At 73.6% G+C, this 13,196-nt stretch carries 12 protein-coding genes; 1 reads left to right on the top strand and 11 read right to left on the bottom strand.

The window, feature by feature from the left end:
• Positions 1-109: 109 nt before the first annotated feature.
• The 7 genes from hisF to dop all read right to left on the bottom strand — a co-directional run bounded on the left by hisF (position 110) and on the right by dop (position 6,767).
• Positions 110-880, bottom strand: a complete 771-nt coding sequence (hisF, locus tag ATJ88_RS08780; RefSeq protein ID WP_098463500.1) for an imidazole glycerol phosphate synthase subunit HisF — start codon at positions 878-880, stop codon at positions 110-112.
• Positions 881-887: 7 nt separating this feature from the next.
• Positions 888-1,883: an FKBP-type peptidyl-prolyl cis-trans isomerase gene (locus ATJ88_RS08775; RefSeq protein ID WP_245852279.1), complete on the bottom strand. Its 996-nt coding sequence runs from the start codon at positions 1,881-1,883 to the stop codon at positions 888-890.
• Between the two features lie 40 nt (positions 1,884-1,923).
• Positions 1,924-3,285: a Pup--protein ligase gene (pafA, locus tag ATJ88_RS08770; protein ID WP_098463499.1), complete on the bottom strand. Its 1,362-nt coding sequence runs from the start codon at positions 3,283-3,285 to the stop codon at positions 1,924-1,926.
• Positions 3,286-3,296: 11 nt separating this feature from the next.
• Positions 3,297-4,019, bottom strand: coding sequence for a proteasome subunit alpha (gene prcA, locus ATJ88_RS08765; RefSeq protein ID WP_098463498.1), 723 nt, complete (start codon positions 4,017-4,019; stop codon positions 3,297-3,299).
• Positions 4,016-4,873, bottom strand: coding sequence for a proteasome subunit beta (gene prcB, locus ATJ88_RS08760; RefSeq protein WP_098463497.1), 858 nt, complete (start codon positions 4,871-4,873; stop codon positions 4,016-4,018). Before prcB ends, prcA begins: the two co-directional genes overlap by 4 nt.
• Positions 4,874-5,074, bottom strand: a complete 201-nt coding sequence (locus tag ATJ88_RS08755) for a ubiquitin-like protein Pup (protein ID WP_098463496.1) — start codon at positions 5,072-5,074, stop codon at positions 4,874-4,876.
• Positions 5,075-5,150: 76 nt separating this feature from the next.
• Positions 5,151-6,767: a depupylase/deamidase Dop gene (gene dop, locus ATJ88_RS08750; RefSeq protein ID WP_098463495.1), complete on the bottom strand. Its 1,617-nt coding sequence runs from the start codon at positions 6,765-6,767 to the stop codon at positions 5,151-5,153.
• Positions 6,768-6,914: 147 nt separating this feature from the next.
• On the opposite strand from dop, the gene ATJ88_RS08745 reads away from it, so the two are divergent.
• A complete protein-coding gene (locus ATJ88_RS08745; protein ID WP_098463494.1) occupies positions 6,915-8,507 on the top strand; it encodes a SpoIIE family protein phosphatase in 1,593 nt (530 codons plus the stop codon).
• Positions 8,508-8,517: 10 nt separating this feature from the next.
• Here the strand turns inward: ATJ88_RS08745 and arc are convergent, their stop codons facing one another.
• From arc to ATJ88_RS08725, 4 genes are all read right to left on the bottom strand, one after another.
• Positions 8,518-10,173: a proteasome ATPase gene (arc, locus tag ATJ88_RS08740; protein WP_098463493.1), complete on the bottom strand. Its 1,656-nt coding sequence runs from the start codon at positions 10,171-10,173 to the stop codon at positions 8,518-8,520.
• A gap of 167 nt (positions 10,174-10,340) precedes the next feature.
• Complete coding sequence (locus tag ATJ88_RS08735; RefSeq protein WP_098463492.1) at positions 10,341-11,327, bottom strand: tRNA (adenine-N1)-methyltransferase; 987 nt, start codon at positions 11,325-11,327, stop codon at positions 10,341-10,343.
• A gap of 11 nt (positions 11,328-11,338) precedes the next feature.
• On the bottom strand, positions 11,339-12,469 hold the full coding sequence (locus ATJ88_RS08730) for a M50 family metallopeptidase (RefSeq protein ID WP_098463491.1): 1,131 nt from the start codon (positions 12,467-12,469) through the stop codon (positions 11,339-11,341).
• A gap of 20 nt (positions 12,470-12,489) precedes the next feature.
• Positions 12,490-13,173 (bottom strand): HAD family hydrolase, encoded by a 684-nt coding sequence (locus ATJ88_RS08725; RefSeq protein ID WP_098463490.1) that lies wholly within the window; start codon positions 13,171-13,173, stop codon positions 12,490-12,492.
• Between the last annotated feature and the right edge of the window lie 23 nt (positions 13,174-13,196).

Here is a 13,196-nt window from a genome sequence, read left to right as displayed (position 1 = left end):
GAATCGATCCTATCGCTCCGGGCAACCGCATCCCGACGTCCGGGACCACGCCGCCGTCGGCTCGCCGCACGCTACCCGCCGGTCCTGACACTCCCCCGCGGGAGGGCCGTCAGCGGACGACCACGCCCGCCGCGCGCATCGCGTCCTTGACCTGCCCGACGGTCAGCGCGCCGAAGTGGAACACGCTCGCCGCGAGGACCGCGTCCGCACCCGCGCGCGCGGCCTCGACGAAGTGCTCCGGCATGCCGGCACCACCCGACGCGATGAGCGGCACGGAGACCCGCTCGCGCACGGCGCGCAGCATCTCCAGGTCGAACCCGCCCGTCGTGCCGTCGGCGTCCATCGAGTTCAGCAGGATCTCCCCCGCGCCCAGCCCGGCGGCCCGCTCGGCCCACTCCACCGCGTCGATGCCGGTCCCGCGCCGCCCCCCGTGCGTCGTCACCTCGTAGCCGGACGGCGTCGTGGTGTCGCCCGACACGCGGCGCGCGTCCACCGACAGCGTGAGGACCTGGTTGCCGAACCGGTCCGCGATCTCCGCCACCAGCTCCGGCCGTGCGATGGCCGCGGTGTTCACGCCCACCTTGTCCGCCCCGGCGCGCAGCAGCCGGTCGACGTCCTGCGTCGAGCGCACGCCGCCGCCCACCGTGAGGGGCACGAACACCTGCTCGGCCGTGCGGCGCACGACGTCGACCATCGTCTCGCGGTTGCCCGACGACGCGGACACGTCGAGGAACGTCACCTCGTCGGCGCCCTCGGCGTCGTACCGGGCGGCGAGCTCCACCGGGTCCCCGGCGTCGCGGAGGTTCTCGAAGTTCACGCCCTTGACGACGCGGCCCGCGTCGACGTCCAGGCACGGGATCACACGGACAGCCACGGTCATGCGCGGGTCATCCTTCCTCGGTGGTGCCGGCGGGCTGCTGCCCGCCGGAGGCCTCGTCGCCGGTGCCGCCGTCGCCCTCGCGCTCGTCGGGCGGGAGCTCCTCGGTCACCTGGTAGCGGGCGTCCAGGATGTCCACGACGTAGACCATCGTCTCCTCCGCCAGCTCGCTGTTCGTGCCGCCGTGCGCCAGGTAGGGCGGTGCCACCAGCATGACCCGCGACCCCACCGACTGCTCCAGCAGGCCCTGGTCCCACGCCTCGACGAGCTGGCCGATGCCGATCGTCGCGGACTGCGGGGGGACGCCCTCGCCCCAGCTCGAGTCGACCACCGTACCGTCGCTCCAGCGCACCGCCACGTACCGCGCGGTGACGACCTGCCCGACGGACACCTGGCCGCCGTTGCCGCGGACCACCGGTTGCACCACGAGGTCCTGCGGCGGGTCGCCGTCCGGCACGAGCACGCGCGGGGACCCGTCGGGCTCCTGCAGCACGTCCGGCAGGCCGTCGGGCACCTCGACCGTCTCACCCGTCGCGGCGGTCGGCAGGACGTCCACCACGAGGACCACGGGGACGCCCTCGTCCTCCTCGACGAGCAGCACCCGCGCGCCGACGCGCTTGCCGCGCAGCGAGTCGTAGAGGTTCTGACCCAGCGCCTCGGGGTCCATCGAGTACCAGGACGGCGCGTCGGTGAAGGTCGAGGAGATGACGCTCCCGTCGCGGCCGTCCTCGGCGTACATGTCCAGCAGCACCGGGCCGCCGTCCTCCAGCACCGCGCCGGTGCCCGGCAGGAGGGTCCGCGACCCCGCCCGCGACACCGCGTAGGGCTGCGGGTACTCCAGCTCCGGCGGCGCGCCCTGCGCCCCCAGGACCTCGACCGGCACCTGGGACGGCGGGGCCGACGGCGTCACGTCGGACCACACCGACGACGAGCAGCCCGCCGTCAGCAGCACCGCGGCGACCGCCGAGGCCGCGACGGCCTGGCGGAGGCGGGACGTGGGGAGCACCGGGACAGTCTGCCACGCCCGCCCCGGGCCCCCGCGCGCCTCACATCGACTCGATGAGGCGCTCCACGCGCTCGTCCACGCTGCGGAACGGGTCCTTGCACAGGACCGTGCGCTGCGCCTGGTCGTTGAGCTTGAGGTGCACCCAGTCCACCGTGTAGTCCCGGCGGGCGTCCTGCGCCGCCCGCACGAAGTCGCCCCGGAGCTTGGCGCGGGTCGTCTGCGGCGGGACCGCGGTGGACTCGAACACCTCGAGGTCCGTCACGACGCGCTCCACCATGCCGCGCGCCGCCAGCAGGTTGTACAGCCCCTCGGTGCGGGAGATGTCGTGGTAGGCCAGGTCGAGCCGGGCGACGCGCGGGTCGTCCAGCTCCAGGCCGTGCTTGGCCCGGTAGCGGTCGATGAGCCGCATCTTGATCACCCAGTCGAGCTCTCGGTCGACCAGGCTCAGGTCGCCCGACTCCAGCGCGCGCAGGCCCCGCTCCCACAGGTCCAGCACCGCCTTGACCTGCGGCGTCGGGTCGACGTGCGCGTCGACGTGCTCGCGCACCCGCTGGTAGTACTCCGCCTGGACGTCCACCGCGGTGGCCGTGCGCCCGTTGGCGAGCTGCACGGGGTGCAGCCCGGACGAGTCGTGGCTGATCTCCCGGATCGCGCGGATCGGGTTCTCCAGGCTGAGGTCGCGCACCGGCACGCCCGCCTCGACGAGGCGCAGCACCAGGTCCGTCGCGCCGACCTTGAGCATCGTCGTCGACTCCGACATCGACGAGTCGCCCACGATGACGTGCAACCGCCGGTAGTGCTCGGCGTCGGCGTGCGGCTCGTCCCGGGTGTTGATGATCGGGCGCGACCGGGTGGTGGCGCTGGAGACGGCCTCCCAGATGTGGTCGGCGCGCTGGGACAGGCAGTACGTGGCACCCCGCGGCGTCGCGAGCACCTTGCCCGCCCCCGTGAGGACCTGCCGCGTGATGAGGAACGGCACGAGCACGTCGCTCAGCCGCGAGAAGTCGCCCTGGCGGCGCACCAGGTAGTTCTCGTGGCAGCCGTAGGAGTTGCCCGCCGAGTCCGTGTTGTTCTTGAACAGGTGCACCTTGCCCGGCAGGCCCTCGTGCTCCAGACGCTGCTGCGCGTCCGCGACCAGGCCCTCGAGGATCCGCTCCCCGCCCCGGTCGTAGGCGACGAGCTGACGCACGTCGTCGCACTCGGCCGTCGCGTACTCGGGGTGGGAGCCCACGTCGAGATACAGCCGGGAGCCGTTGCGCAGGAACACGTTCGACGACCGGCCCCACGCCACCACCTTGCGGAACAGGTAGCGCGCCACCTCGTCCGCGGACAGGCCGCGCCCGTCCTCGGCCGCGCACGTGACCCCGTACTCCGTCTCCAGCCCGAAGATGCGTCGGTCCATCGCCGTCCCCCTCAGTTCCCGTCGCCGGCCAGCAGGCCGGCGAGCACCTCGCCCTGCAGACGCCGGAACGCCCGGCGGGGCCGGCGACGCTCCAGCACCGCCACCTCCAGACCCGTGGCGGGGATCGCGCGCTCCTCGCCCGCGGCCACCACGGTGCCGTCGGGCGACACCGCGCCCAGCGTGCGCACCGCGAGGCGCAGCACGTCGGCCAGGCCCATGCCCTCCGACCAGCCGTCGCGCACGCGGGCGGTGAGCTGCTCCGCCTGGCCGCCCATGACGACGAACCCGTGCTCGTCGGCGACCGAGCCGTCGTACGACAGCCGGTAGACCTGGTCCGCGGCCGGGGTGGACCCCACCTCCGCGACGACCAGCTCCACCTCCAGCGGCTTCGACTCGGTGGTGAACACCGTGCCGAGCGTCTGGGCGTACGCGTTCGCCAGGCCGCGGGCCGTGACGTCCGTGCGGTCGTAGGAGTAGCCCCGCAGGTCGGCGTAGCGCACGCCCGCGACCCGCAGGTTCTCGAACTCGTTGTACTTGCCCACCGCGGCGAACGCGATGCGGTCGTAGATCTCCGAGATCTTGTGCAGCGCGCGCGACGGGTTCTCCGTCGCGAACGCGATCCCCTCGTCGTAGGCGAGGACGACCACGGACCGGCCCCGCGCGATGCCCTTGCGGGCGAAGTCCGCGCGGTCCTTCATCAGCTGCTCGGGCGAGACGTAGAACGGCATGCTCATGCGCGCGCACCTCCGGCTGCTCCGTCGCGGCGCGCCGCGACGATCCGCTCCACGACACCCGCCAGGACGTCGTCCGACACGCGCTGGTACCCGTCTGCGTCGACCGTGGCCACGACGGGCCAGATGCGGCGCACCGTGTCGGGCCCCCCGGTGGCGCTGTCGTCGTCCGCGGCGTCGTACAGCGCCTCCACGGCCACCGACACGGCGTCCGCCGCCGGCAGGCCGGGGCGCCACAGCTTCTTCAGGGCACCGCGCGCGAACACCGAGCCCGAGCCCACCGAGTGGTGGTCGTGCTCCTCATAGCGCCCGCCGGTGACGTCGAAGCTGAACAGCCGCCCCGTGGCGCGGTCCAGGTCGTAGCCCGCGAACAGCGGCACCACGGCCAGGCCCTGCATCGCCAGCGGGAGGTTGCCGCGGATCATCGTCGACAGCCGGTTCGCCTTGCCGTCCAGCGACAGCAGGGAGCCCTCGATCTTCTCGTAGTGCTCCAGCTCCAGCTGGAACAGGCGCACCATCTCCACGGCGATGCCGGCCGACCCGGCGATGCCCACGGCCGAGAACTCGTCCGCCGGGAACACCTTCTCGATCTCGCGGCTCGCGATGAGGTTCCCCATGGTCGCGCGCCGGTCGCCGGCCAGGACGACGCCGCGCGGCGCGTCCGGCCCGCCGAACGTCAGGGCCACGATCGTCGTCGCGTGCGGCGCGAGGTCCGCGGCGGGCGCGCCGCCCGCACCCGGGCGACGGCCCGGGAGCAGGTCCGGCGCGTGGTCCGCGAGGAACTCCACGAACGAGCTCGACCCCGGCCGCAGGAAGGCGTCGGGCAGGCGGCCGGCCCCCTCAGCGGCAGTCGTCACTCACTGACCGCCCTTCTGCACGAAGCCGCGCACGAACGACTCGGCGTTCGACTCCAGGACCTCGTCGATCTCCTCGAGCAACGAGTCCACCTCGGCGTCGCGGTCCGACGTCTGGGGCGCCGCCGCGGGCGGCGGGTCCTGGGCGTCGTCGTCGGGCGTGCGGTCGTCCCGCTGCTCCGAGATCCGTTCCTGACCGGCCATGGTTCCGCCTCCTTCGTCGTACCCCGTACGGGTGTGGTCAGCCTATGCCGATCGGGCGCCGGTTGGCGCACCCGGCTCACGTGTCGCCGCGCAGGCCCGCCAGCAGGGCGGCCGCGTCCGGGCTCGCGTCCAGCAGGGGGCCGATGTGCGCCCGGGTGCCGCGCAGCGGGTCCGGCATCGGGACGCGCTGCAACGAGGCCGTGCCGGGCACGTCGAAGATGACGGAGTCCCAGCTCGCTGCCGAGACCTCGTCGGCGTAGCGCTCCATCACCTCGCCCCGGAACCAGGCCCGCGTGTCGACCGGCGGGTGGTGCACCGCGTGCGCCACCTCGTCCTCCGTGACGACCCGGTCCACGGCGCCCGCGGCCAGCAGCCGGTGGTAGACGCCCCGCTCGGGCCGCACGTCCGACCACTGCAGGTCCAGGGCCCGCAGCCGAGGGTGGTCCCACGCCAGGCCGTCGCGCGTGCGCATGCGCTCCAGCAGGCGCAGCTTGGCCACCCACTCGACCTCTCGGGCGCAGGAGCCCGGGTCGGTGGCGAGGCGGTCCAGCACCGACCGCCAGCGCCCCACGACCTCCGCGGAGTCGTCGTCCGTGCCGAGGGCCGCGAGCGCCCGGTCGACGAGGTCGGCGTAGCGCGCCTGGATCTCCAGGGCCGAGGCGGTCGACCCGTCGGCCAGGTCGAGCGGCAGGGTGAGCCCGACGTCGCGGGACACCCGCCGGACGTCGCCGACCGGGTCGGCCAGACGCAGCGCCGCCAGCTCCTCGGCGGCGGCCACCCCCGCCCCGGCGAGCTCGTCGAGGTGCTCGGCCACCCACAGCACCAGGGACGTCGTGCCGAGCTTGAGGTAGGTGGCGACCTCCAGGTGGTTGGCGTCGCCGATGATGAGGTGCAGCCGGCGCCACCGCGTGCGGTCCGCGTGCGGCTCGTCGCGGGTGTTGACGATGGGGCGGCGCAGCGTGGTCTCGAGACCCACCTCCGCCTCCATGTAGTCCGCGCGCTGGGAGAGCTGGAAGCCCGCCTCGTCGCCCGTCGCGCCCAGGCCCACCCGGCCCGAGCCCGTGAAGACCTGGCGCGTCACGAGGAACGGCGTGAGGACCTCGACGAGCGTCGCGAACGGCAGCCGCCGGTCGACGAGGAAGTTCTCGTGGGTGCCGTAGCTGGCGCCCTTGCCGTCCACGTTGTTCTTGTAGAGCACGACCTCGGCGTCCGGCACCTGCGCGAGGCGGCGGCTCGCCGCGAGCATCACGCGCTCCCCCGCGACGTCCCACACCACCGCGTCGCGCGGGTTGGTCACCTCGGGCGACGAGTACTCCGGGTGCGCGTGATCCACGTAGAGCCGTGCGCCGTTGGTGAGGATGCAGTTCGCGGCGCTCGGGTCGTCGTACTCCTCCGTGGCGGGCCGCTCGAGGGTCTGCGTGGCGCCGTCGGCGGACGCCGTCGGCCCGGCGGGGGCGGGTGCGTCGGGGTCGTCGGTGAGCAGCGACGGGTGCGCCGAGGCCCGCTGCAGGTGGAAGCCGCGGGCGTCCGCCAGGGGGTCCTCGTCGTCGTAGTCCCACCGCGCCGGCGGGTGCCCGGGACGGCCGCCCTGCACGCTCGCGCGGTAGGTGGTCACCACCTGGGAGCTCATGAGCATCGGGTTGGCCAGCGGTCGGCCCGGGGACAGCACCCCGTACTCGGTCTCGATGCCCATCACGCGTCGCACGGTCACGACGCCACCCTATGCGCCCTGGTCCGGGTACCGCCGGGTCGTCCACGGGCGGCATCGCGTGCACCGTGCGCGGGACGGGCCCCGGCAGCCGATGAGCGACACGATTCAACGGCGACTTAGGATCTTCTCGTGTCCGACTGGTTCGAGTCCGCGGTGCGCGGCAGCGAGTGCGCAGACCTCGCCCGGGGGGTCGACTGGTCGCGCACGCCGCTCGGCGACCCGTCGACCTGGGCCCCCGCGCTGCGCAGCGCCGTCGAGCTGTGCTTCAGCACGCGGTTCGCCGTGCTGGTGACCTGGGGTCCCGGGCTCACGATGATCTACAACGACGGCTACCGGGAGATGCTCGGCACCGAACTCCATCCCCGCGCGATGGGTGCGCCGACGGCCGAGGTGTGGGGGCACCTCTGGCACGAGGTGGGCCCCCTGTTCGACGAGGTCCTCACCACGGGAACGCCGACGTGGGACGTCGACCTGCCGCTGTGGATGCAGCGCTCCGGCTACACCGAGGAGACCCGCTTCACGTTCTCCTACAGCCCGCTGCGCGACGAGACGGGCGCGGTCGCCGGCGTCCTGGACATCTCCACCGAGACGACCGACCACGTGGTGGACCGACGTCGCCTCGCCCTCCTGGGCAGGCTCGCGACGGCCCTCCAGGGCCACCGGGACCAGGTCGACGACACGGCACGCATCCTCACCGAGGTGCTGGGCGGCAGCCAGGACGTCACCGCCGCCCACCTCTACCGCGGCGACGAACCGGTCGCGACCATCGGCCCCGCTCCGCGCGCGACGACCACGCTGGTGTCCCGGGTCCACCGCACGGACGCGGCCGTCTGGCACGACCACGTGCTGGCCACACCGGTGGGCGACCGCCGACCGGACGGCCCGGCCGAGGTCCTGCTGCTGCGCGGCAACCCGCACCGCCCTCTCGACGCGGGACACCGCGGCTTCCTCGAGCTGGTGGCCGCCACGATCGGCACCGCCCTCGCCGAGGGCGCCGCGCACCGCCGCAGGATCGCCCGCATGCGGACGGTCAGCGACGCCCTGCAGCACGCGATGGTCCCGGACACGCCGCCGTCGTCACGCTGGGAGACCCGCTACCGGCCGGCGGACGACACCCTCTTCGTCGGCGGCGACTGGTTCGACGTCGTCGAGCTGCCGTCCGGACGTTTCGGGCTGGTCGTCGGCGACTGCGTCGGCCACGGCGTCGACGCCGCCACCAGCATGGGCCGCCTCAGCAGCGCCGGGCGGGCGCTCATGCTGACGGGAGCGGGACCCGCCCGCACCCTCGAGCTGCTCGACGACTTCGCCCGCACCGTGCCGGGCACCGAGTTCACCACCGTGTTCTGCGGGATCGTCGACCCGGCCACCGGGACGCTCACCTACTCGAGCGCCGGCCACCTGCCGGGCCTGGTCGTCCACGACGGCTGCGCACGGTCGGCCTGGCTCGACGAGGCGCAGGGCACGCCGCTCACCCTGCACCGTGGCCCCCGGCCCGAACGGACGACCGGGCTGTCCCGCGGCGACACCGTCATGCTGTACACCGACGGCCTCGTCGAGCGGCGCGGGGAGCACCTCGCCGCAGGTCTGGACCGCCTGGTCGACGTCGCCCGCGAGGCGTGCCGGTCCGAGGTGCTCGCCGAGCTCCCCGACCGCCTGCTGGCCGGGATGCTGACCACCGGCGCCCGCGACGACGTCGCGATCGTGGTCTACCGCGCGGACTGACGCGTGGCCGTCAGAGGTACTGCCCCGTCGAGCTCACCGTGTCGATGGTGCGCGGCGTGCCCTGCTCGCCCTTCTTCTGGAAGATCGTGCGGATGAAGACGATGCGCTCGCCCTTCTTGCCGCTGATCCGCGCCCAGTCGTCGGGGTTCGTGGTGTTGGGCAGGTCCTCGTTCTCGTGGAACTCGTCGACGCACGCCGACAGCAGGTGCTCCACGCGGATGCCGCGGTTGCCGGTGGCGAGGAAGTCCTTGATCGCGGACTTCTTGGCCCGGTCCACCACGTTCTGGATCATGGCGCCGGAGTTGAAGTCCTTGAAGTAGAGGGTCTCCTTGTCGCCGCTGGCGTAGGTGACCTCCAGGAACTGGTTGTCCTCGTCCTCGGCGTACATGCGCTCGACCACGGAGCGGATCATCGCGTCGACGGCGAGCGAGCGGTCGCCGCCGTGGACCGTGAGGTCGTCGGCGTTGATCGGCAGGTCGGTCGTGAGGTACTTCGCGAAGATCTCCTTGGCACCCTCGGCGTCGGGCCGCTCGATCTTGATCTTCACGTCGAGGCGGCCGGGCCGCAGGATCGCGGGGTCGATCATGTCCTCGCGGTTGGACGCGCCGATGACGATGACGTTGTCCAGCCGCTCGACGCCGTCGATCTCGGCGAGGAGCTGCGGCACGATCGTCGTCTCGACGTCGGAGGACAGGCCGGTGCCGCGGGTGCGGAACAGCGACTCCATCTCGTCGAAGAACACGACCACGGGCATGCCCTGCGAGGCCTTCTCCCGGGCCCGGGCGAAGATCAGCCGGATGTGCCGCTCGGTCTCGCCGACGTACTTGTTGAGCAGCTCGGGGCCCTTGACGTTGAGGAAGTAGCTCTTGGTCGACGGGTCGCCGCCACGCTCGCGGGCCACCATCGTGGCGAGCGAGCTCGCGACGGCCTTCGCGATGAGTGTCTTGCCGCATCCGGGCGGGCCGTACAGCAGCACGCCCTTGGGCGGGCGCAGCCCGTGCTCGCGGAACAGGTCGGGGTGGGAGAACGGCAGCTCGACGGCGTCGCGGATCGCCTCGATCTGCGGTCCGAGCCCGCCGATGTCCTCGTACGCGATGTCGGGGACCTCCTCCAGGACGAGCTCCTCGACCTCCGACTTCGGCACGACCTCGAAGACGAAGCCGCTGCGCACGTCGACCGTCAGGGAGTCGCCGACCCGCAGCGGGGATCCCGCGAGGGACCCGGCGAGCCGCACGACCCGCTCCTCGTCCGCGCGACCGACGACGAGCACGCGGTCCTCGCCGAGCAGCTCCTTGACCGTGACGAGCTCGCCCGTGCGCTCGAACCCGCCCGCCGAGACGACCGTCATCGCCTCGTTGAGCTTGACCTCCTGGCCGGCGCGGACGCCGGTGAGGTCGAGGGAGGGGCTGGCCTGCAGGTGCATCTTGCGACCCTGGGCCATGACGTCGACGGAGCCGTCGTCGTGCGCGGCGAGGAACGTGGCGTACGTCCCCGGGGGCTTGGCGAGGTCGTCGATCTGCTTCTTCAGCTCGACGATCTGGTCGCGTGCGGCGCGCAGCGCGTCGGCGAGGCGTTCGTTCTTGGCGGCCAGCAGGGCGAGCTGGGCGTCCCGGCCCGCAGGTGCGGGCGTGGTCACGGCGTCCGGGCGGGCAGGGTTGTCGGTCATCGCGTCCCCTCTCGTACGGCCCGGGTCGAGTCCTCCGACGAGGAGACGTCCCCGGAGACAGCACCTTACGGCTCAACACCGACGACGTGTGCGTCATTTCACGGTGCGGTCACGACGTCCACCCGATCGGGACCTGGTCGTGACCGCACCGCGACCTGACGGCGACCTCAGGCGGTCTGCTCGGGCGCCTGCCCGACCTCGCGGCGCACCTTGCGGATCTTCTTGTCGGACACGGGGCGCTCCCCCAGGTCCTCCTCGGTCCACTCCTCGGCGGGGCCGGGGTGCGCGCCCTTGGCGGGGCGGCGCTTGCGCTCGGGCGGCACGACGCCGTCGGCGAGGCGGCGTGCGCTGACGAGGAAGCCGGTGTGGCCGATCATGCGGTGCTGCGGGCGCACGGCCAGGCCCTCGAGGTGCCAGCCGCGGACCATCGACTCCCAGGCGACCGGCTCGGAGAACCGGCCGTCGGCGCGCAGGTCCTCGGCGGTGCGGGACAGCTGCGTGGCGGTGGCGACGTAGCAGACGAGCACGCCACCGGGCGCGAGCGCCCGGGCGACGGCGTCGACGTTCTCCCACGGCGCGAGCATGTCGAGGACCACGCGGTCCACCGTGCCGGGCTCGACGACGTCGGCGACCCGGTCGGCGAGGTCGCCGATGTGCAGGTGCCAGGCCGGGTGCTCGCCGCCGAAGAACGTCTCGACGTTGCCGCGCGCGATGGCCGCGAAGTCCTCGCGTCGCTCGATGGAGTGCAGCTCGCCGGTGTCGCCCACGGCGCGCAGCAGCGACATCGTCAGGGCGCCGGAGCCGACGCCCGCCTCGACGACCCGCGCACCGGGGAAGATGTCCGCCATCTGCACGATCTGCCCGGCGTCCTTGGGGTACACCACCGCCGCGCCGCGCGGCATCGACAGCACGAAGTCGCTGAGCAGCGGGCGCAGCACCAGGTACTCGATGCCCGCGGTGTTCGTGACGACCCAGCCCTCGGGCTTGCCGATGAGGTCGGAGTGCCGGAAGAAGCCCTTGTGGGTGTGGAACGTCGCGTGCTCGTTCAGCGTGATCGTGTGCATCCGACCCTTGGGGTCGGTGAGCTGGACCTTGTCGCCGACGCGCAGCGGGCCGCGCCGCTCGTCAGCACCGGTGGCGGGAGAGGAAGTCACGATGGGCCAGTCTACGGGCGGGCGTCCGGACGCACCGCCGCGGCGACCCGGGCCACGTCCAGCACACCCACCACGCGGCCGCCCGGCCCGACCACGGGCACGACGCGCGCCCCGCCCGCGGTGCGGGCCAGGTGGTCGAGCAGCCCGGCCCCCGCGGCGTCCACGTCGACGGGTGCGGCGGCCCCGAACGGCACGAGCACGGACTCGATGCCGACGCCCTCGGCCTGCACCGCCGGGACCTGCGCCGCGGCACGCGGGTCGACCCAGCCGACGGGCGCACCGTCGTCGCCGACCACGACCACGGCGACCTCGCCGCGCCCGGCCGCCGCGCGTCCGGCGTCCACGACGGCCGCGCCGCGGGGCAGCACGACGGCGGGGGTCATGAGGCCCGTCACGGTGAGGCGGTCGACGGCGTCGCGCCGCTGCCCGGTGCGGATCGCCGCGGACGCACCGGACCACAGGAACGCCCCGATGAGCGCCGCCCACATGACGGTGACGAGGTCCGCCTGGCGGCCCTGGAGCACCGGCCACAGCAGGGCCCACGCGACCACGCCGACACCGACGAGCCGACCCGCCCAGCCCGCGACCAGGTCACCCTTGGACCGCGACCCGGTGGCGGCCCACACGGCCGACGACAGCACCTGACCGCCGTCCAGCGGCAGTCCGGGCAGCAGGTTGAACGCCCCGACGAAGGCGTTGGAGAACGCCCCGGCGTACAGCAGCAGCGCGGGAAGGGACATCGTCGGCTGCGCCTGGAAGGCGAGCCAGAACGCCACGGCGAGCGCCAGGTTGGTCAGCGGACCCACGACGGCCACGAGCGCGTTGTCGCCCGGGCGCTCGGTGCCGGAGTAGGCGGTGTGCCCGCCCCACAGCGTGAGGGCGACCTCGTCGACGCGGCGTCCGCGGGCCCGCGCGGTGAGCGCGTGGGCGGCCTCGTGGCAGAACACCGAGCCGAACAGCAGCAGGACGAAGGCGAACGCGACGACCGCGACACCGATGCCGTCCATCCGCGGGGCGAACGCCCGCACGGTGGGGGCGAACAGGACGGTCAGGACGACGGCGGCGAGCAGCCAGGAGCGGGTGACGATCACCGGGGCGCCGGCGAGGCGGCCGATGGTCCAGCCGGGGGAACGGGGAGGCACCCGCCCAGGCTAGCCGGGCGTCAGGCCCGGAGGTCGACGACCTCGCCCGCGGCGATGCGGCGCACGACGTCGAGGTCGACGTCCGCGAGGCTGTCGGCCCGGCTCAGCCCGGGGCGGGGCTCGACGGGGACGACGGCCTCCACGCCGAGGGTGCGGGCCCCGGCGGCGAGCGCCGAGGTGATACCGGTGGGTGAGTCCTCGATGGCGACGCACCCGGTCACGGCGACGCCCAGGCGCGCGGCGGCGACGAGGTAGGGCTCGGGGTCGGGCTTGCCGCGGGAGACCTGGTCGCCGGTCACGAGGGTGGTGAAGGCGCCGGGGACGTGGGCCACGACGGCGTCGGCGAGCACGGAGTAGCTCATGGTGACCAGGGCGCAGGGGATGCCCGCGCCGCCCAGCGCGGCGAGCAGCTCACGGGCACCGGGTCGCCACGGCACCGCGAGGTCGACCTGGTGGCGGACCCGGCCGAGGAGGTGGTCGACGATCCCCTCGACGGGCAGGTCGACCCCGGCGTCGCGGAGGATCTCCGCGGAGACGGTCAGGGGGTTGCCGACGAGCTCGAGCGCCTGCTCGTGCGACCACGACCCGCCGTACGCGGCGACCAGCTCGTGCTCGGCCCGGATCCAGTAGGGCTCGGTGTCCACGAGGGTGCCGTCCATGTCCCACAGGACGGCGGCGGGCAGGGCGGGGGCGTCGGAGGTCATGGCCCCATCGTAGGAAGTCGTGC

This window comes from Isoptericola jiangsuensis, from assembly GCF_002563715.1.
GTDB classification, from domain to species: Bacteria; Actinomycetota; Actinomycetes; order Actinomycetales; family Cellulomonadaceae; genus Isoptericola; species Isoptericola jiangsuensis.
The sequence above is the reverse complement of the archived record's forward strand: the minus strand, read 5'-3'. Positions and strand labels throughout refer to the sequence as shown.

What these genes read in the sequence shown, in the direction of transcription:
- pafA (WP_098463499.1), bottom strand. Translation starts at nt 3,285, where the DNA reads ATGGACCGACGCATCTTCGGGCTGGAGACGGAGTACGGGGTCACGTGC.
- ATJ88_RS08725 (WP_098463490.1), bottom strand. Translation starts at nt 13,173, where the DNA reads ATGACCTCCGACGCCCCCGCCCTGCCCGCCGCCGTCCTGTGGGACATG.
- ATJ88_RS08755 (WP_098463496.1), bottom strand. Translation starts at nt 5,074, where the DNA reads ATGGCCGGTCAGGAACGGATCTCGGAGCAGCGGGACGACCGCACGCCC.
- prcA (WP_098463498.1), bottom strand. Translation starts at nt 4,019, where the DNA reads ATGAGCATGCCGTTCTACGTCTCGCCCGAGCAGCTGATGAAGGACCGC.
- arc (WP_098463493.1), bottom strand. Translation starts at nt 10,173, where the DNA reads ATGACCGACAACCCTGCCCGCCCGGACGCCGTGACCACGCCCGCACCT.
- hisF (WP_098463500.1), bottom strand. Translation starts at nt 880, where the DNA reads ATGACCGTGGCTGTCCGTGTGATCCCGTGCCTGGACGTCGACGCGGGC.
- dop (WP_098463495.1), bottom strand. Translation starts at nt 6,767, where the DNA reads ATGGGCATCGAGACCGAGTACGGGGTGCTGTCCCCGGGCCGACCGCTG.